Annotated in this window: 17 protein-coding genes; 13 read left to right on the top strand and 4 right to left on the bottom strand. The window is 64.7% G+C overall.

Features of this window, described 5'->3' with window-relative positions; translation table 11 throughout:
• Positions 1 to 5 precede the first annotated feature (5 nt).
• A complete protein-coding gene (locus ASC80_RS16900) occupies positions 6 to 842 on the bottom strand; it encodes an enoyl-CoA hydratase (protein WP_056299622.1) in 837 nt (278 codons plus the stop codon).
• A 175-nt stretch (positions 843 to 1,017) separates the two neighbouring features.
• Between ASC80_RS16900 and ASC80_RS16895 the strand changes: the two genes are divergently transcribed.
• The 3 genes from ASC80_RS16895 to ASC80_RS16885 are packed head-to-tail and all read left to right on the top strand — an operon-like array spanning position 1,018 to position 3,071.
• Complete coding sequence (locus ASC80_RS16895; RefSeq protein WP_056300890.1) at positions 1,018 to 1,689, top strand: LemA family protein; 672 nt, start codon at positions 1,018 to 1,020, stop codon at positions 1,687 to 1,689.
• A 21-nt stretch (positions 1,690 to 1,710) separates the two neighbouring features.
• On the top strand, positions 1,711 to 2,574 hold the full coding sequence (locus tag ASC80_RS16890; protein ID WP_056300888.1) for a TPM domain-containing protein: 864 nt from the start codon (positions 1,711 to 1,713) through the stop codon (positions 2,572 to 2,574).
• Between the two features lie 2 nt (positions 2,575 to 2,576).
• A complete protein-coding gene (locus ASC80_RS16885; RefSeq protein WP_056299619.1) occupies positions 2,577 to 3,071 on the top strand; it encodes a TPM domain-containing protein in 495 nt (164 codons plus the stop codon).
• Between the two features lie 324 nt (positions 3,072 to 3,395).
• Here ASC80_RS16885 and putA read toward each other — a convergent pair whose 3' ends face one another.
• Positions 3,396 to 6,407, bottom strand: coding sequence for a bifunctional proline dehydrogenase/L-glutamate gamma-semialdehyde dehydrogenase PutA (gene putA / locus ASC80_RS16880; RefSeq protein WP_056299617.1), 3,012 nt, complete (start codon positions 6,405 to 6,407; stop codon positions 3,396 to 3,398).
• A gap of 114 nt (positions 6,408 to 6,521) precedes the next feature.
• Between putA and ASC80_RS16875 the strand changes: the two genes are divergently transcribed.
• A complete protein-coding gene (locus ASC80_RS16875) occupies positions 6,522 to 6,983 on the top strand; it encodes an Lrp/AsnC ligand binding domain-containing protein (protein ID WP_056299615.1) in 462 nt (153 codons plus the stop codon).
• A 171-nt stretch (positions 6,984 to 7,154) separates the two neighbouring features.
• A complete protein-coding gene (locus ASC80_RS16870; RefSeq protein WP_244487320.1) occupies positions 7,155 to 7,706 on the top strand; it encodes a hypothetical protein in 552 nt (183 codons plus the stop codon).
• Positions 7,707 to 8,174: 468 nt separating this feature from the next.
• Here ASC80_RS16870 and ASC80_RS16865 read toward each other — a convergent pair whose 3' ends face one another.
• Positions 8,175 to 9,710 carry an acyl-CoA synthetase gene (locus ASC80_RS16865; protein WP_056299612.1) on the bottom strand — a complete coding sequence of 512 codons (1,536 nt, stop codon included), beginning with the start codon at positions 9,708 to 9,710 and terminating at the stop codon, positions 8,175 to 8,177.
• Positions 9,711 to 9,789: 79 nt separating this feature from the next.
• On the bottom strand, positions 9,790 to 10,962 hold the full coding sequence (locus tag ASC80_RS16860) for an acetyl-CoA C-acetyltransferase (RefSeq protein WP_056299610.1): 1,173 nt from the start codon (positions 10,960 to 10,962) through the stop codon (positions 9,790 to 9,792).
• 136 nt (positions 10,963 to 11,098) lie between these two features.
• On the opposite strand from ASC80_RS16860, the gene ASC80_RS16855 reads away from it, so the two are divergent.
• The 8 genes from ASC80_RS16855 (at position 11,099) to ASC80_RS16820 (ending at position 19,470) form a co-directional block, all read left to right on the top strand.
• On the top strand, positions 11,099 to 11,863 hold the full coding sequence (locus tag ASC80_RS16855) for a TetR family transcriptional regulator (RefSeq protein WP_056299607.1): 765 nt from the start codon (positions 11,099 to 11,101) through the stop codon (positions 11,861 to 11,863).
• A 66-nt stretch (positions 11,864 to 11,929) separates the two neighbouring features.
• Positions 11,930 to 13,054 carry a CaiB/BaiF CoA transferase family protein gene (locus ASC80_RS16850; protein WP_056299603.1) on the top strand — a complete coding sequence of 375 codons (1,125 nt, stop codon included), beginning with the start codon at positions 11,930 to 11,932 and terminating at the stop codon, positions 13,052 to 13,054.
• Positions 13,055 to 13,072: 18 nt separating this feature from the next.
• Positions 13,073 to 13,831 (top strand): SDR family NAD(P)-dependent oxidoreductase, encoded by a 759-nt coding sequence (locus ASC80_RS16845; RefSeq protein WP_056299600.1) that lies wholly within the window; start codon positions 13,073 to 13,075, stop codon positions 13,829 to 13,831.
• 67 nt (positions 13,832 to 13,898) lie between these two features.
• Positions 13,899 to 15,773: an AMP-binding protein gene (locus ASC80_RS16840; RefSeq protein ID WP_056299598.1), complete on the top strand. Its 1,875-nt coding sequence runs from the start codon at positions 13,899 to 13,901 to the stop codon at positions 15,771 to 15,773.
• Between the two features lie 30 nt (positions 15,774 to 15,803).
• Positions 15,804 to 16,934: an acyl-CoA dehydrogenase family protein gene (locus ASC80_RS16835; RefSeq protein WP_056299595.1), complete on the top strand. Its 1,131-nt coding sequence runs from the start codon at positions 15,804 to 15,806 to the stop codon at positions 16,932 to 16,934.
• 18 nt (positions 16,935 to 16,952) lie between these two features.
• Positions 16,953 to 18,197, top strand: a complete 1,245-nt coding sequence (locus ASC80_RS16830; RefSeq protein ID WP_056299592.1) for an acyl-CoA dehydrogenase — start codon at positions 16,953 to 16,955, stop codon at positions 18,195 to 18,197.
• Between the two features lie 33 nt (positions 18,198 to 18,230).
• Positions 18,231 to 18,929, top strand: coding sequence for a nitroreductase (locus ASC80_RS16825; protein WP_056299589.1), 699 nt, complete (start codon positions 18,231 to 18,233; stop codon positions 18,927 to 18,929).
• A gap of 133 nt (positions 18,930 to 19,062) precedes the next feature.
• On the top strand, positions 19,063 to 19,470 hold the full coding sequence (locus tag ASC80_RS16820) for a hypothetical protein (RefSeq protein ID WP_056299586.1): 408 nt from the start codon (positions 19,063 to 19,065) through the stop codon (positions 19,468 to 19,470).
• The last annotated feature ends 39 nt before the right edge of the window (positions 19,471 to 19,509 follow it).

Raw genomic sequence — 19,509 nt, 5'->3', positions numbered from 1 at the left:
GCCTGCTATTTCCCTTTGAAGTTCGGCTTGCGCTTCTCGATGAAGGCCTGCACCGCCTCGCGATGATCTTCGGTCGCGGCAGCGCGCACCAGCCGTTCGGCCTCATGATCGAGCGCGGTGTCGAAATCGAACGACAGCGCCTCGTCGAGATTGTTCTTCATGTAGCGCAGCGCGACGGTCGGACCCTCGGCCATCGTTTTCGCCAGCGCGAAGGCTTCGGCCTGCAACGCCGTGTCGGGCACGACGCGGTTGACGAGGCCGATGGCCTCGCAGCGCTTCGCATCGATCTTCTCCGACAGGAACATCAGTTCCCGCGCCCTTGATGTGCCGACAAGGCGCGTCAGCAGCCAGGCGACGCCGTAGTCGCCGCTGAGGCCGACGCGCATGTAGCCGGAACTGACAAAGGCGGACTCCGCCGCGATCCGGATATCGCAGGCGAGCGCGATCGACAGGCCCGCGCCTGCGGCGGCGCCGGGAAGGGCGGCGATGGTCGGCTTGCGCACCGAGATCAGCGCGCCGGTCAGCGCGCGCTGGCGCTGCTGCAGATCGAGCACGCGCTCGTCGAAGGTCATGGCCTTCTTCGTGCTGTTCTGGCCCATGCCCTTGACGTCGCCGCCGGCACAGAACGCCGTGCCCGCGCCGGTGATCAGCAGCGCGCCGATGCTATTGTCCTCGCCGCACACCTTGATCATGCTCCGCAATGCCGGGCTGAGCTTGTCGGACAGCGAATTGCGGGCTTCCGGCCGGTTCAGCGTGATGGTGGCGACGCGGTCGCGGACCGAACACAAAAGTTCGTCGGTGCCGGTGTCGATGGACACCGCGTTGGTCGTGCCGTTGCTCATGTGACGATCCGGTGAGAGGGTGTGGCTGGCCGACTGTGGACGCAGCCGCGCATGAACTCCAGAAAAAATCCGCGCAACCCTGTCATGACCGTGTAAGGTTGGGGCGTTGTCTTACGGCCGCAGGTTCTTTGCTCGATTGCGGATCGCCGAAGTCGAAACGTCACCGGAGACTGACATGCGTAAATTTTTCACGATTCTTGCCGCGCTGGCCTCATTGAGCCTCACCAATTGCGGATACAACGCCATCCAGCAGAACGACGAGGCGGTCAAATCGGGCTGGTCGGAGGTCGTCAACCAGTATCAGCGCCGCGCCGATCTGGTGCCGAACCTCGTCAACTCGGTGAAGGGTTTCGCGCAGCAGGAGAAGGACGTGCTGCTCGGCGTGACCAATGCGCGCGCCAAGGTCGGCAGCGTGCAGGTGACCCCGGAGGTTCTCAACGACCCGGCGGCGCTGCAAAAATTCCAGGCGGCGCAGAGCGAACTGACCAGCGCGCTGTCGCGGCTGCTGGTCGTCACCGAAAATTATCCGCAGCTCAAATCCGATCAGCTGTTCCGCGATCTGGTGGCGCAGCTCGAGGGCACGGAAAACCGCATCGCGGTGGCGCGCAACCGCTACATCAAGGCGGTGCAGGATTATAATGTCGGCATCCGCACCTTCCCCAACAACCTGACCGCGATGATGTTCGGCTACAAGGAGAAGGCCAACTTCACGGTCGACAACGAGAAGTCGATCTCGACCGCGCCGAAGGTGGACTTCAATGTGCCACCGCCCGCAGCGCAGACGCCGTCTCCGGCGCCCGCGCCTGCGCCGACACCGCCTGCGGCGATCCCGGCACCCGCCAAGTAGGTGCGTAAACCGGTCGCTGCGATGTCCGTCGTGAGAGCGGTCCTCGTTGTCCTCTCGCTGTGCTGGGCGTTTGCCGCAGCCGCGGATGTCGCAGTGCCGCCTCTCACCGGGCGCGTGGTCGATCAGACCGGCACGCTCGGCGCCAGTCAGGCCGCCGACCTCGAACAGAAGCTGAAGGATTTCGAGGAGCGCAAGGGCAGCCAGATCGCGGTGCTGATCGTGCTGACCACGGCGCCGGAAACCATCGAGCAATATGCGCTGCGCGTCGTCGAGCAATGGAAGCTCGGGCGCAAGAAGGTCGATGACGGCGCGCTGCTGCTCATCGCCAAGGACGATCGCAAGCTGCGCATCGAGGTCGGCTACGGTCTTGAAGGCGCGCTCAACGATGCGACGGCCAGGCGCATCATCGACGAGATCATCGCGCCGCGCTTCCGGACCGGCGATTTTGCCGGCGGCATCACCGCAGGCGTCGATCGGATGATCAGCGTGATCGACGGCGAGCCGTTGCCTGCACCGGCGGGCCGGTCGAATATGCCGCAGGGAACATTCGATGCGATCGGAGAGTTTTTTCCCGTCATCATTATAATGACGCTGGTGGTCGGCGGGATTCTGCGGGCTGCGCTCGGGCCTCTTGTCGGGTCGCTCGTCACCGGCGGCAGTGTCGCATTTGTCGTCTGGCTGTTCATCGGTGTTGTGACGGTCGCGGGCCTTGCAGGTCTGATTGCCTTCGTGTTCACGCTGCTGAGCAGCACGGTCATGTCATCCGGACGCGGCGGCGGTTACGGTGGAGGATTCGGCGGCGGATCGGGTTCGGGGTCGCGCGGCGGCGGATTCAGTGGCGGCGGCGGCAGCTTCGGCGGCGGCGGCGCATCGGGCAGTTGGTAGGAATGGGCATCAAACGCATCAGCAAGCATCTGCTTCTCAACCGCTGGCGCGTCCGCCGGGCGTTCCCTCGCGGCGCGCTCACCAAGATCGAGAACGCCATCAAGGCCAGTGAGAAGGGCCATGGCGGACAGGTACGCTTCGTGGTGGAAGGCGCGCTCGACGGCGCGCCGCTGTTCAGCGATCAATCGCCGCGCGCCCGCGCGCTCGATATTTTCTCGCAGCTGCGGATCTGGGACACCGAGCAGAACAACGGCGTGCTGATCTATCTGCTGCTCGCCGATCGCAAGGTCGAGATCATCGCCGATCGCGGCATCGATGCCAAGGTGCGCAAGGCGGCGTGGGAAGACATCTGCCACAGCATGGAAACCGAATTCCGCAGCCGCCATTTCGAGGCCGGCGTGGTCAACGGCATCGCCGCGGTGAGCCGGCTTCTCGCCGCGCATTATCCGCCGCCGTCGCCGCGCAACGAGCTGCCCGACGCGCCGCTGGTGATGTGAGGACGGACGACAGCATCTGCTTCGCGGCGTAGTGCTCTTTTCCCCTCTTCCCTTGTGGGATTTGGTCGTCCCGGCGAACGCCGGGGCGACACCGATATTGGCGCGGGCTTCGCGAAACGTTCTCATCCTTCGAGACGCGATCCTGCGGATCACTCCTCTGAGTGACTTATTCACTGGATGTCATCACCGGGCTTGTCCCGGTGATCCCGATCAGGTGAGCACGGTGCGTCCCTGAGCGGGATGCCCGGCACAAGGCCGGGCATGACAATTGAAAATGTCGAAAGTCCGGTGATGACACCGGAGATGCTAGCAGCGAATACCCGCCTATCCCCCCGCCATCAGCGTGGCGTTGCCGCCGGCGGCGGCGGTGTTGATCGACACCGTCTGCTCGGTGGCGAAGCGCGAAAGATAATGCGGACCGCCGGCCTTCGGCCCGGTGCCTGATAATCCGAAGCCGCCGAACGGCTGCACGCCGACCACGGCGCCGATCATGTTGCGGTTGACGTAGACGTTGCCGACCTGCAGCCGCGCGGTCACGGTCTCGACCATCTCGTCGATGCGCGAATGGATCCCCAGCGTCAGGCCATAGCCGCTGCCCTCGATGGCGCGCAGCACCTTGTCGAGATCGGCCGCGTCATAGCGCACCACGTGCAAAATCGGGCCGAACACTTCTTCTGTCAGGCGCGCGGCACTGTCGAGTTCGAAAACATGGGGCGCGACGAAATTTCCGGCGCGCGGCGCGTTGCCCGCGAAATGCACACGCGCCTCGCGGGTCATTTTTGCAATGTGCGCGTCGAGTTTTTCCTTGGCTTCCGCGTCGATCACCGGGCCGACATGGGTCGCAGGATCGCGCGGATCGCCGATGCGCAATTCGCGCGCGGCGCCGGCAATCATCTCGATCATGCGGTCGGCGACATCGTCCTGCACCAGCAGCAGCCGCAGCGCCGAACAGCGCTGCCCGGCCGACCGAAAGGCAGACGTCACCACATCATCCGCCACCTGTTCGGGCAACGCGGTGGCATCGACGATCATCGCATTGATGCCGCCGGTCTCGGCGATCAGCGGCACGATCGGGCCGTCTTTGGCGGCAAGCGCGCGGTTGATCGCGCGCGCCACCTCGGTGGAGCCGGTGAACACCACGCCGGCGATGTCGCGGTGCGCGACCAGCGCCGCGCCGATCTTGCCGTCGCCCTGCGCGAGTTGAAGCGCCGATGGCGGCACGCCGGCCTCATGCAGCAGGCGCACGGCCTCGGCGGCGATCAGCGGCGTCTGCTCGGCGGGCTTGGCGATCACGCAGTTGCCCGCCATCAGCGTCGCGGCGATCTGGCCCATGAAGATCGCCAGCGGAAAATTCCACGGCGAGATCGCGACGAACACGCCGCGCCCGCGCAGCCGCAGGGTGTTGCTCTCGCCGGTCGGGCCGGGCAGTAGGCTTGGCTCCGCGAACTGTTTGCGGCCTTCGCTTGCGTAATAGCGGCAGAAGTCGATGGCCTCGCGCACTTCGGGCACCGCGTCGTCGATGGTCTTGCCGCCTTCGTCCTGCAGGAGCGCGATGAACCGCGCCCTGCGGTGTTCGAGGAGATCGGCGGCCTTTTCGAGAATGGTGGCGCGCGTGGTCGCGGGCGTTGCGCTCCATGACCGGAATGCGGCGCGGACGGTTGTCATGAGATCGTCGATCTGCTCCGGCGATGTCTGAGGCGGCGGCGTCATCGTCAGTTGCCTGCGCTCCTCCGCGACCGCATCGAGCAACGCGTCGAACGCGGCGCGGTCGCCGAATTCGATGCCGCGCGAATTGCGGCGCGGCAGATAAAGATCCGGCGGGGTCGGCAGATGAGGATTGGCGGCCTGATCGGCGGTGCCGATCTCGGCCTCCGGCCGCCGCAACAGCGTCGCGACCGGAATCGACGCGTCGGCGGCTTGCGCCACGAACGACGAATTGGCGCCGTTCTCGAGCAGGCGGCGCACGAGGTACGCGAGCAGTTCGCGATGGCTGCCGACCGGCGCATAGGTGCGGCAGGCGAGCGCCGGACGATCCTCGCGCAATTGCGTGTAAAGCGCATCGCCCATGCCGTGCAGGCGCTGCAATTCGTAGCCGCCGACGGTGCCCGCAAGCTCGATCACGGTTGAGACCGAGAGCGCGTTGTGGGTGGCGAACTGCGGATAGATGCGCGGGCGCAGCGCCAGCAGCTTGCGCGCGCAGGCGACGTAGTTGAGGTCGGTCATCGCCTTGCGGGTGAACACCGGATAATTGTCCAGCCCGCGCTCCTGCGCGCGCTTGATCTCGGTGTCCCAATAGGCGCCTTTCACCAGCCGCACCATCAGGCGGCGGTCGAGCCGCGCGGCGAGATCGCCGATGAAGTCGATCACATCGGCCGCGCGCTTCTGATAGACCTGGATCGCGAGGCCGAAACCATGCCATCCCGCGAGCGAAGAGTCCGCCAGCACGGCGGCGATGACGTCGAGCGAGAGTTCGAGGCGGTCGGCTTCCTCGGCATCGACGGTGAAATTGAGATCGTAGGCTTTGGCTTTGCGTGCGAGGTCAATGACACGCGGCGCCAGTTCGATCATCACCTGCGCGCGGTTGAGCGGCTCGAAGCGCGGATGGAGCGCGGAGAGCTTCACCGAAATGCCGGGACGATCCGGCAGCGGCTTGTTGCCGGCGGCGCGGCCGATGGCGTCGATGGCGGTGGCGTAGGACGAGAAATAGCGCCGCGCGTCGGCGGCGGTGCGCGCGCCTTCGCCGAGCATGTCGAACGAATAGCGCTGGGCGTGATCGCGGTCGCGCGCCGCACGCTCCAATGCGGCGTCGATGGTTTCGCCGAGCACGAAATGGCTGCCCATCAGCCGCATCGCCTGCCGCGTCGCGACGCGGATCGCCGGCGCGCCGATCCGCTTGGCGAGTTTGCCGAGCGTATCCTGCGGCGTCTCGCCGGGCTGGATCACCCGCGCCGACAGGCCGAGCGCCCATGCCGAGGCGTTGACGACAAACGCATCGGATCTGGTGCGATGATGGATGAAGTCGCCCTGTCCAAGCTTGTCCTCGATGAACTGGTCGGCGGTCGCGGCATCCGGCACGCGCAGCAGCGCCTCGGCCAGCACCATCAGCGCGAGGCCCTCCCTGGTCGAGAGCGAGAACTCGCGCAGCATGTCCTCGACGCCGCTGACGCTGCCGCTGGATTCGCGGATTGCATGGACCAGCCGCGTCGCCATGGCCTCGATCCGCGCATTCGTCTCCGGGCTCAGCAGCGCCTGCGCCAGCAGGGGGTCGGCGAGGGCGGCATCATCGGGCGCGTAGGGTGCGGCAAAGGCGGGCAGCGGCGGATCGGGGCTGAGCATGGACATCCTCATGAAATATGCCCGGAGTCTAGCTTTGACCCGTTCCGCAGTTCGATAGACAAATCCGCGATTTTGCTTTAGAAAATGCGGGTGAAGGATAGATTATCCGCATAAATGAGTGAAATCGACAAAATCGACCGAAAAATCCTCGCAACGCTGCAGAGCGACGGGCGCATCGCCAATGTTGAGCTGGCGGAGCGCATCGGCCTGTCGCCAACCTCGATCGGCGAGCGGCTGAAACGGCTGCAGCGCGACGGTTTCGTCGAAGGTTATGGCGCGCGGCTCAATCCGCATCGGCTCGGATTTGGCTTGCTGGTGTTCGTCGAGGTGCTGCTCGACAAGACCACGCCCGATGTGTTCGAGCATTTCGCCGAAGCTGTGCGCCGCGCGCCCGAAGTGCTCGAGTGCCACATGGTGGCGGGCGGTTTCGATTATCTGGTGAAAACACGCGTCGCCGACATGACGGCGTATCGGCGTTTTCTCGGCGACACGCTGCTGGCGTTTCCCGGCGTGCGCGAAACCCGCACCTACGCGGTGATGGAAGAGGTCAAGCGCGACGCGCCGCTGCCGGTGTGACGGAACTCACACAGCGCACAACGCATCGTCGCCAAGGTCTTGTTGGCCGCGCACGGAATCCGTCATACTCGGCCGGTGTTGAACGGGCAGGGTGAGCGCGTGGTTCGGATTGTTTGTCGTCTCGCGGCGGTGGCTGCATTTGGTTTGCTGAGCGTGCCGTTTGCCTCGGCGATGGATCTCACGCCCGAGCAGGGCCAGTTGTTCACCTCGGTGTCGATCAATCCGCCGAACGCGCATCAGATGACGGTGTGCTACGGCTTCGGCTGCCGCCGCCGCGCGATGCTGGATTTCTCCGCCGCCGATCGCCGCACGCTGACGCACATCATGGCGTCGGGCCGCGCCTCCGCCGCCGCCGAGCGCATGGCGATCCAGAAGGCGGTGGTGTGGTTCGATCGCCGCGTGGGTCCGATGATCGGCACCGACAAGCGCGTCGCCAATGCCGACATCCGCGCCGGCTCCGACGCCACCAATTTCGATTGCTTCGACACCACGCGCAACGCGGCGAGCCTGCTGCTGGTGCTGCGCGAATGGGGGCTGCTGAAGCATCACACCGTGGACAATCCGCGCTATCGCGGCAATCCGTTCAAGCTGCAGTTGCCGCACAACACTGCGGTGATCCGCGACAATACGACCGGCGTGAAATGGGTCGTCGACATGTGGCCGACCAAATACGCCCACGTGCCGGACGTGATGCCGCTCGACCGCTGGCTCAACGAGAGTTGATTCTCTCCAACCTGTTGGAACGTAGTTTTTGTCATGGCCGGGCTTGTCCCGGCCATCCACGTCTTGATTTCATGTCGACGCGAAGGCGTGGATACCCGGGACAAGCCCGGGCATGACGGTTCCGTGTAAACAGTACCTTCTGCGTTGTCTCGGATGACGCCGTGAGCGCTCGCTTGTCTTCCCCTCTCCCGCAAGGGGAGAGGGGAAAGAGTTCAATCTACATCGTCGGTGGGCGCGGACTCTCAGATGTCATGGCCGGACTTGTTCCGGCCATCCCGCTTAGGTGGGCACCGTGCATCCCTGATCGGGATCGCCGGGACAAGCCCGGCGATGACAGTCCGAATGATATTGGTGACGACCAGCCGCTCTTTCGAAAGACGTGGATGCCCGGGTCACAGGCGGGCGGAAGCGACGCCGTTCTTCGAACGCTCTGCCCGGTGATGACAATCGCGCGATCTTCGCGAAGCCTCACGCCTTCTTCGGCCAATAGCGGTCGCGCAGGTGGCGCTTGACCAGCTTGCCGGTGGGGGTGCGCGGCAGTTGGGCTTCGAAGTCCACGCTCTTCGGGCATTTGATCGGCGACAGATGCTGGCGGCAGAACACGATGAGGTCGGCTTCCAGTTGCTTGCCGGCCATCGTCATGTCGTGCGGCTGCACCACGGCCTTGACCTCTTCGCCCATTTCCTCGTTCGGCACGCCGAACACCGCGACATCGGCCACGGCGGGATGAGTAATGAGAATGTCCTCGGTCTCCTGCGGGTAGATGTTCACGCCGCCGGAAATGATCATGTAGGACTTGCGGTCGGTCAGATAGAGATAGCCATCGGCATCGACATAGCCGACGTCGCCGAGCGTCGACCCGCCCTTGTCGTTGAAGGCGCGCTTCGTCTTGTCGGGATCGTTGTGATAGGCGAACGCCGGCGCGTCGGCGAAATACACCGTGCCGATTTCGCCCGCCGGTAGTTCGTTGTCGCTCTCGTCGAGAATCTTGATCTTGCCGACCACGGCGCGGCCGACGGTGCCGCGATGGCTCAGCCATTCCTGCGAATTGGACACGGTGACGCCGTTGCCTTCGGAGCCGGCGTAATATTCGATCAGGATCGGTCCCCACCACGCGATCATTTTGGCTTTCACGTCCGGCGGGCAGGGCGCGGCGGCATGGACCGCGCCTTTCAGCGTCGAGATGTCGTAGCGCTGCCGCACGTCGTCCGGCAGTTTCAGCATCCGCACGAACATGGTGGGCACGAGCTGCGAATGGGTGACGCGATGGCGTTCGCCAAGGCGCAGATAATCCTCCGCGTCGAAATTCTCCATGATCACCGAAGTGCCGCCGAGCACGCCGACCATCATGTTGAAGCGCAGCGGAGCGGCGTGATAGAGCGGCGCGGGCGACAGATAGATGCTGTCCGCCGAGATGCCGCACATCTTCTCGCACAGCAGCCGCAGGAACGGGTTCGGCGCCAGGATCGACGGCTCGGTGACGGTGCGCTTGATGCCCTTGGGGTGCCCCGTGGTGCCCGACGAATAGAGCATGTCGTAACCGGCGGACTCGTCGACGATCGGCGTCACCGGTTGCGACGCGACGGCGTCGTCCCATGAGCGGAAACCGGGCTGCGGCTGTCCGGTCATGAAGTAGACCGGCGACGCATCGCCCTTCGCGGCAAGCGGCGCGATCACCTCGGCGCATTTCGGCGTGGTGATCATCACCTTGGCGCCGCAGTCCTTGACGATATAGGCGATCTCGTCGGCGGTCAGGTAACGGCTGATCGCGGTGTAGTAGATGCCGCTGCGCTGCGCCGCCCAGCAGATCTCCATGAACGTCAGCGAGTTTTCCATCAGCAGCGCGATGTGATCGCCGGTCTGGACACCGAGCGAGCGAAGCAGGTGTGCGGCCTGATTGGAGCGCTGGTCGAGCTTCGCATAAGTGAGCGTGTCGCCGGATTTCGCCATCCGGTAGGCGACCTTGTCGGGCGTGGTACGGGCGTGAACTGATGGATGGGTCATGACGGCTCGCGGCGAAAGGAAATCGGAAGCGGATAAGAATTCGGGCGGCCGCTGGATCAGCAGGCCGCCCGGTGTGTCGTCAGAGCCGTTCGACGATGGTGACGTTCGCCATCCCGCCGCCTTCGCACATGGTTTGAAGGCCGTAGCGTTTGTTGCGTTTCTTCAATGCGTGGACCAGCGTCGTCATCAGCTTGGTGCCGGAGCCACCGAGCGGATGGCCGAGCGCGATCGCGCCGCCGTTGACGTTCATGCGGTCCGGGTCGGCGCCGGTGTCCTTCAGCCAGGCGGTCGGCACCGAGGCGAACGCCTCATTGACTTCATACAGGTCGATATCGTCGATCGACATGCCGGCTTTCTTCAGCGCGCGGTGGGTCGCGGGCAGCGGCGCTTCGAGCATGATGACGGGATCGCCGCCGATCATGGTCATGTGATGGATGCGGGCCATCGGCGCGATGCCGAGCGATTTCAGCCCGTTCTCGTTGACCACCAGCACGCCGGAGGCGCCGTCGCAGATCTGGCTGGCGTTGGCGGCGGTGATGCAGCCGCCTTCCTGCAACAGCTTCACGCTCCTGATGCCGTCGAGCGTGGCGTCGAACCGGATGCCCTCGTCGATGGTGTGAGTATCGGTCGAGCCGTCGTCGCGGGTGATGGTGAGCGGTACGATCTCGTCCTTGAACACGCCGGATTGCGTGGCGGCAATCGCGCGCTGATGGCTTTCGAAGGCGTAGCGGTCGAGGTCGTCCTTGGTCAGCCCGTATTTCTTCGCCATCATCTCGGCGCCGGTGAACTGGCTGAACTGGATGCCGGGGTACTGCTCTTCGAGTTTGGGGCTTTTATAATGTCCGAAGCCGTTCTTCGCCGGCAGCGACGAGGCGAGGCCCATCGGCACCCGCGTCATGCCTTCGACGCCGGAGGCGATCACGATGTCCATCGTGCCCGACATCACCGCCTGCGCCGCGAAGTGCAGCGCCTGCTGCGAGGAGCCGCACTGGCGGTCGATCGACGTGCCGGGCACGCTTTCCGGCAGCTTCGACGCCATCACCGCGTTGCGCGCGACGTTGTTGGACTGCTCGCCGGTCTGCATCACGCAGCCCATGATGACATCTTCGATCTGGGCGGGGTCGACGCCGGACCGGTCGACCAGCGCATCGATCACCGACGCGGCAAGGTCCACCGGATGCCAGCCGGCCAAGCGTCCGCCCTTGCGGCCTCCGGCGGTGCGTGCTGCGGCGACGATATAGGCTTCGGCCATCTGCGCTTCTCCCTGTCGTTCTATCTGTCGGGAAGAATTAAAGTGGCGGCGCCGGATTTAGTCAATCGCTCAATTAACTCTTGAGCCGGGCGGGATCATCGGCTTAGCTGCAACCTTCCTGATCGCGGAATGTTTCATGGCCTCGAAGCCGTCGTCCAAAGTGTCGCGCCTGTCGCCGCCGCCCGAGGCGGACGCACCGATGAATCCGACGGCCGCGAAACTTCTGGTTGCAGCCGGCGACCTGATGACCGAAAAAAACTCGGTCGATGTTTCGCTCAGCGATATCGCGCAGAAGTCCGGCATCAATGCCGCGCTGGTGAAATATCACTTCGGCAACAAGGAAGGGCTGCTGCTGGCGCTGCTGGCGCGCGATGCCCGCGCCGAAATCGTCAATCTCGAATTCCTGGTCGACCAGCCGATTTCGCCGACCGAAAAGATGCGACTGCATATCGCGGGCATCGTCAATGCTTACTACCGCTTCCCCTACATGAACCGGCTGATCCATTTCCTGCTCAACGACAGCGTGCCGGAAACCAGCCGCGAGGTGGTGAACTTCTTCGTCAAGCCGCTGCTCGATCTTCAGCGCCGGATTCTCGACGAGGGCGCCGCCGCCGGTGAGTTCCGCAAAGTCGATCCGGTTCTGTTCTATACCAGCCTGGTCGGCGCCTGCGATCACCTGTTCTATCGCCGCCGTTCGATCTCGGATGCCGCGGGCATCGGTGTCGTCACCGACGATATGCGCCGCCGCTACATTGCGCATATGACCGAGATGACCCTTGGCGGCTTGATGCCGACCAGCAAGAATGAGCCCCGGAAGAAAGCCGCGATGTCGGCCGCGCGGCAGAAGGTCACGGCGATCAAGACCGCGCGGAAAGCGCCCGCGATGAAGAGGCGGCCATAAAAAAATGGCAATCGAGACACGACAATCAAAACAATCAAGAACGACGGGCGGATTCGGGAGAGGCGCATGACAGGACAAAACGAGGCGACAGGGCCGCTGCGCGGCGTGCGCGTCGTCGAATTCGCAGGCATCGGTCCGGGTCCGTTCGCCGCGATGCTGCTGTCCGACATGGGCGCGGATGTCGTCACCATCGTGCGGCCCGGCAAGGGCAAGCAGGACGTGCGCAATTTCGTCCATCGCGGGCGGCAGGTGGTCGAACTCGATCTCAAGAATCCCGATCACGTCGCGCAGGCGCTCGACCTGATCGGCGCGGCCGATATCCTGATCGAAGGGTTTCGTCCCAAGGTGATGGAACGGCTCGGTCTCGGGCCGGACGAGGCGCTGAAGCGCAATCCGCGTCTGGTCTATGGCCGGATGACCGGATGGGGGCAGGAGGGACCGCTGGCGCAGGCCGCCGGTCACGACATCAATTATATCGCGATCACCGGCGCGCTGGATTCCTTCCGCTCGCCGCACGGCGATCCGGTGTCGCCGCTCAACCTCGTCGGCGATTACGGCGGCGGCGCGATGTTTCTCGTCGTCGGCGTGCTCGCCGCGCTGACCGAGGCGCGCAGCTCCGGCAAGGGCCAGGTGGTCGATGCCGCGATGTGCGACGGCGTGTCGATCATGCTGACCATGTTCCACGCCATGAAGGCGATGGGGCGCTGGACCGACCATCCGCGCACCAACATGCTCGACGGCGGCGCGCATTTCTACCGTACCTATCGGTGCAAGGACGGCGGCTACATGGCGATCGGCGCGATCGAGCCGCAGTTCTATGCCGAGCTGCGCGAGCGCGCCGGACTCCACGATGCCGCGTTCGACAAGCATCTCGCGCGTCAGGACTGGCCGGCCTTGCAGGACAGGATGGTCGAGATCTTCGCAACGAAAACCCGCGACGAATGGGCCGCGCTGCTGGAGGGCACCGACGCCTGCGCCGCCGCCGTTGTCGGGATGTTCGACGCGCCGTCGCATCCGCATCTCGCCGCGCGCAACACATTCGTCACCCACGAAGGATACGTGCAGCCGGCGCCCGCGCCGCGCTTTTCGCGCACGCCATCCGCGATTCAGGGCTCGGCGGCGGCCGACCCGATCGACGCCGCCGAACTTCTTCGGCGGTGGTCGAAACAACCGTCCCTCAAACTCGCATAGCAAACAGGAAAAACTCAGATGCAACTCAAGGATGTTTCCGTTCTCGTCACCGGCGGCGGCTCGGGTCTCGGTGCGGCCACCGCGCGCGCCATGGCGGCCAAGGGCGCCAAGGTCGCGGTGATCGACATGAACAAGGAGGGCGCGGAAGCCGTCGCCAAGGAAATCAAGGGTCTCGCGCTGGTCGGCGACGTCTCCGAGGAAGCCCCGGTCAAGGCCGCGATCGAGAAGGCGGAAGCCGCCCACGGCATCATCCGCGTGCTGGTGAACTGCGCCGGCATCGGCAACGCCGGCAAGACCGTCGGCAAGAACGGCGCCTACCCGCTGGCGGACTACACGCGGGTGATCAAGGTCAATTTGATCGGCTCGTTCAACTGCATCCGCCTCGTCGCGGAGCGCATGCAGACCGCGCCCCCGATCGGCGAGGAACGCGGCGTGTGCATCAACACCGCGAGCGTCGCCGCTTATGACGGCCAGATCGGTCAGGCGGCTTATTCGTCGTCGAAGGGCGGCATTGTCGGCATGACGCTGCCGGTGGCGCGCGATCTTGCCTCGCTCAACATCCGCGTCATGACCATCGCGCCCGGCCTGTTCCTGACGCCGCTGCTGAAAGGTCTGCCGGAAGAGGCGCAGATCAGCCTCGGCAAGCAGGTGCCGCATCCGGCGCGCCTCGGCGACCCGAGCGAATACGCCAGCCTCGCCGTCCACATCGTCGAGAATCCGATGCTGAACGGCGAAGTCATCCGTCTCGACGGCGCGATCCGCATGGCGCCGCGCTAACGCTCGAAGCCTGGCTCCGGCAGCGACGCCACCAGAAGCGCGCGCCGGAGGTCACGGGAGGAAACGCATGGACGCTGTCGTGACACCGTCGCCGCACAAGGCGCCGCTCCGCAAGATCAACTGGCTCGAACGCGACATCGCGGTCGAACGGCGCGACGACGGCGTGATCGTTCTAAAATCGCGCATCCCGCTGATGGATTTCGAGCGGCATATTCCGGCGGCGTTGGCGAAATGGGCGCGGCAGAAGCCGGACCGTATCTGGCTCGCGCAGCGCAAGGGACCTGACCGCCAGTGGCGCAAGGTGTCCTACGGCGAGGCCAAGCAGACCGTCGATGCGCTGACGCAAGCGCTGCTCGATCTCAATCTTCCGCTCGGACGCCCGCTGGTGATCCTGAGCGGCAACTCCATCGAGCACGCGCTGATGACTCAAGCGGCGATGCAGGCGCGAACCGCGGTGGCGCCGCTGTCGCCGGCCTACTCGCTGATGAGTGAGGATCACGCCAAGCTCAAATACATCTTCGGCCTGATCAAGCCCGCGGCGGTGATGGTGCAGGATGGCGCCCAGTTCGCGAAGGCGCTGGCCGCGCTCGACCTCGACGGCATTCCCGTCATTCATGTCGATCGCGCAGCCGAAGGAATCGAAAGCCTTGCGTTTGCCGATCTCGTGGCGACGCCGGTCACATCCGAGGTTGGGGAATCGATCGCGAAAATCACGCCGGACAGCGTCGGCAAATTGCTGTTCACTTCCGGCTCGACCGGAATGCCGAAGGCGGTGGTCAACACCCAGCGGATGATGTGCGCCAACGCGGCGATGATGATGCAGGCGCGTCCGCGCGATCCGAACGGGCCGGATTCGATCTATCTCGACTGGATGCCGTGGAATCACACCATGGGCGGCAATGCGCTGTTCAATCCGGCGCTGATCGACGGCGGCACACTTTATATCGACGACGGCCGCCCGGTGCCGGGCCTGTTCGACGAGACGCTGCGCAACCTGCGCGAGATTTCCCCGACCTATTACGCCAACGTGCCGGCGGGTTATGCCGCGCTGGCGGCGGCGATGGAGAACGACGAGGCGCTGTGCCGGAATTTCTTCCGCAATCTCGGTCTGGTCGCCTATGGCGGCGCGCGATTGCCGGACGATCTTTATGACCGGATGCAGGCGCTGGCGGTGCGCACCACCGGCGAGCGCATCGTGTTCTACACCGGATGGGGCTCGACCGAGACCGGGCCGACTTCGACCGGCACCTATTGGGACACCGAGCGCGTCGGCCTGATCGGCCTGCCGTTTCCCGGCGTCGAACTGAAGCTGGTGCCGTTCGGCCCGAAATACGAACTGCGCCTGCGCGGCATCAACGTGATGCCGGGCTATCACGGCCAGCCGGAGCTAACCAAAGCCGCGTTCGACGAGGAAGGCTTCTACAAGATCGGCGACGCCGGCGTGTTCGTCGATCCCGACGATCCAAGTCAGGGCCTGATTTTCTCGGGGAGAGTCGCCGAGGACTTCAAGCTGACCACCGGCACCTTCGTGCAGGTCGGCTCGCTGCGGGTCGCCGCGATTGCGGCCGCCTCGCCGGTGATTCAGGATGCGCTGGTGGCCGGTCACGATCGCGACTGCGTCGGCCTGCTGGTCTGGCCCAATCTCGATGCCTGCCGCGCCATCACCGGCAATCCTGCGGCGACGTTCGACGATGCGGTGAAACACCCGGCCGTGATCGCGCGGCTGCGCGAGGGGTTGCGCGCGCACAATGCCGAGGCCGGAACATCGAGCAGCCTGCGGATCGCTCGGGCGATGCTGATGAGCGAGCCGCCCTCGATCGACGGCAATGAACTGACCGACAAGGGTTACATCAACCAGGGCGCCGGGCTTGAGCGGCGCAAGGCATTGGTGGAGCGGCTCTATGCGGCGTTGCCGGACAGCGACGTCATCGTTCTCGATTAGGATTCAACTCACACACGCGGGATCGCCGACATGAACTTCGATTTCTCCGACGACCAGAAACAGTTGCGCGATCAGGCGCGGCGCTTCCTCACCGAGCGATGCCCGCCGAAGGCGGTGCGCGCGGTGCTCGAGGGCCATGCGCCATACGATCGCGAATTGTGGAAAGGCCTCGCCGAGATGGGATTTCTCGGAGTGGCGATTCCGGAAGAGTTCGGCGGCTCCGGCGCCGGGCATCTCGAACTGTGCGTGATCGCCGAGGAACTGGGGCGCGTGCTGGCGCCGGTGCCGTTCTCGTCGACCGTCTATCTCGCGGCGGAAGCGATCATGATCGCAGGCAGCGATGCCCAGAAAAAGAAATGGCTGCCCGCGATTGCGTCGGGCGAAGCGATCGGCACGCTGGCGCTGTTCGAGGGCAAGGGCAATCCTTCGCCGAAGGCGATCAAGGCGGCGGTGTCGAACGGCACGCTGACCGGCGCGAAGTCTCCGGTGCCGGACGGTTCGATCGCGGATTTCGCCGTGGTCGCCGCGCGCACCGGCAACAGCGGCCGTGAAACCGACATCTCGCTGTTCATCGTCGATCTCACCGGCGACGGTGTGAAGCGTCATGCGCTGCATAATCTCGATCAATCCCACAACCAGAGCGAGGTCGTTTTCGAGGCCTGCAAGGCGGAGCCGCTCGGGCCGGCCACTGAGGGCTGGAGCATTCTCACCCGCGTGCTCGACCGCGCGGCGGTGCTGCTGGCGTTCGAGCAGGTCGGCGGCGCCGATCGCGCACTCGAAATGGGCCGCGATTACGCGCTCGACCGCATCGCGTTCGGCCGTCAGATCGGTTCGTTCCAGGCGGTGAAGCATCTGCTGGCCGACATGTACGTGTCGGCGACGCTGGCGCGTTCGAACTGCTATTACGGCGCATGGGCGCTCTCGACCAACGCGCCGGAACTGCCGGAAGCGGCGGCCACCGCGCGGATCAGCGCGACGCAGGCGTTTCAGCATTGCGCCAAGAACAACATCCAGGTTCACGGCGGCATGGGCTTCACCTGGGAGTTCGACTGCCATCTCTATTATCGCCGCGCCAATGCGCTGGCGCTCGGACTCGGAAGCCAGACCTACTGGGAAAACCAGTTGATCGACCGGATGCGCGCCCGCAACGCCGTCGCCTGACACGGAAAGGCCAACGCCATGAATTTCGACGACACCCCGCAGGAAGCCGCGTTCCGTGCCGAGGCCCGCGCCTGGATCGAAGCCAACGCGCCGAAGGAATTGCACGCCGAACTGTCGCAGCCGACGGTCGGCCGCATCAGGCTGCGTAACCACGACATTCTCGAAGTCTCCAAGGCCTGGCAGAAGAAGAAGGCCGAGGCCGGCTGGGCGTGTCTCCATTGGCCGAAGGAATTCGGTGGCCGTGGCGCGACACCGATCGAACGCGTGATCTGGCAGCAGGAAGAGGGCGTTTACGGCAAGCTCGAAGGCGCATTCCTGATCGGGCAGGGCATGTGCGGCCCGACGCTGATGGCGTTCGGCCGCGATGAGCACAAGGCGAAGTTTCTGCCGAAGCTCGCGTCTGGCGAACATGTCTGGTGTCAGTTGTTCTCCGAGCCGTCGGCTGGATCGGATGTCGCCGGCCTGCGCACCCGCGCCGAGAAGAAGGGCGACGACTGGGTCATCAACGGCCAGAAGGTGTGGACCACCGGCGCGCATTTCTCCGATTACGGCATCGTCATCACCCGCACCGATCCGTCGCAGCCCAAGCACAAGGGCCTCACCATGTTCTGGCTGGACATGAAGGCACCGGGCGTCGTGGTGAAGCCGATCAAGCAGGCCAACGGCCAGTCGGAATTCAATGAGGTTTATTTCACCGACGTGACGATTCCGGACTCCCAGCGCCTCGGCAAGGTCAACGACGGCTGGAACGTGTCGCTGACCACGCTGATGAACGAACGCATGTCGATTGGCTTCCGGCAGGCCACCGGATTTCCCGAGCTGTTCGCCTTCTGCAACAACCTGATGCTGGAAGACGGTCTCGCCATCGACGACAAGAACGTCCGCTCCAAACTCGCCCAATGGGCGGTGCGGGCGAGCGGACTGAAATACACCAGCTATCGTTCGATCTCGGCGCTGTCGCGCGGTGATCGTCCGGGGCCGGAGAATTCCATCGGCAAGCTGGTGGCCGGCACCATGCTGCAGGACATCGCGACCTACGCGATGGATCTGCAGGGCGCGGCCGGCGTGCTCACCGATGCCGACAGCGTCGCGGCGGCCGGCCAGTTCCAGGCCATCCTGCTGCGCTCGCCGTCCGACCGCATCGCCGGCGGTACCGACGAAATCCTGCGCAACATCATCGCCGAGCGCGTGCTCGGGTTGCCGGGCGACATTCGTGTCGACAAGGACGTGCCGTTCAACGAAATTCCGACGCGCGGCCGTTGAGCCGCGCGTGGATCAACGATCCGAAGAGAGGCCATGACCCATCAAGCCAGCGACGTCGCGCCGATCGACGTTCTCGAAGACCTTCTCGCCGCCCGCTATTCGTGCCGGGCGTTCAAGCCCGAGCCGGTTCCGCGCGCAACGATCGATCGCATTCTGACGGCGGCGCAGAAAACCGCGTCGTGGTGCAACAGCCAGCCCTGGCAGGTGATCATCGCCAGCGGCGCGGCGGCGCGGGATTTCGCCACCGAGATCTACAAGGCGGCGAGCGAAGGCATCCCCAACGTGTCGGACTTTCCATTTCCGCGTGAGTATCGCGGCGTTTATCTGGAGCGGCGGCGCGAGAGCGGCTTCCTGCTCTACAACACGCTCGGGATTCCGCGCGGCGACAGGGCAGGCTACGCCAAACAGATGCTGGAGAATTTCCGCTTCTTCGGCGCGCCGCACGTCGCCATTATCACGACCGACGAGGCGCTCGGTGTTTACGGCGCGATCGATTGCGGCGGCTATGTCAGCAACTTTCTGCTGGCGGCCAGGGCGCTGGGGGTGGCGACCGTGCCGCAGGCGGCGCTGGCGCATCACTCGGACGTCATCCGCGAGCACTTCAAACTGGGCGACGACCGCCGTGTGGTGTGCGGCATTTCGTTCGGCTATGCCGACCCGTCCCATCCCGCCAACAATTATCGCATCAGTCGCGCTCCCATCGCGGATGCCGCGACATTCGTTGGTGATTGATTCGCGGTCGCGCGAATCAATTGCCGGTTCCGGCGTTTCTCACCATCCCGTGAACAGCGGCAAGCTCTCTTCTGCGTGGTTAACTCTCCGTTAGGAAATTCCATCGCATCCTCCCCGAAAGGGAGTTATGCCAATGTGGTCAAGCCATTCTGCTGTCGATAGCGATGCCTGTCCGGTCGGCGAGGAAATGCTCGGAAGCCTCTATCGGGCGAGCGAGCACGGCCTTCCGGTTCTGGTGGAATCCGTCTCGGGGGACGTGCGGGCGATGCTGGCGCTGTACTGCTACCGCCGCGCCCATCTGCATTCGATGAGTCTCGCCATCGCCGCCACCTGCGCCGAACGCGATCTGGTCGAACAGGGCGGCATCGCCGGTTCGACGCTGTTCGCGATGTCGCGCGAAGCGCCGTCAGCGGCACCGGCTGCATCGGGCGGCCGCCGCTCGATCACGCTGTCGACCAAGCCGCTCAGCGCCATCGCCGCTTACGATGACGATCTCGACGATGACGAGGACAACGAAGAGCCCGCGCAATTGATGGCGTAAGCCGGGACGCTTGCTGTCAGATTTACACAGATCGTCATG

This window comes from Afipia sp. Root123D2 (assembly GCF_001425835.1).
In the GTDB taxonomy this organism is placed as follows: Bacteria; Pseudomonadota; Alphaproteobacteria; order Rhizobiales; family Xanthobacteraceae; genus Afipia.
Note: the sequence above shows the minus strand (reverse complement) of the source record. Positions and strands in the feature narration are given on the sequence as shown.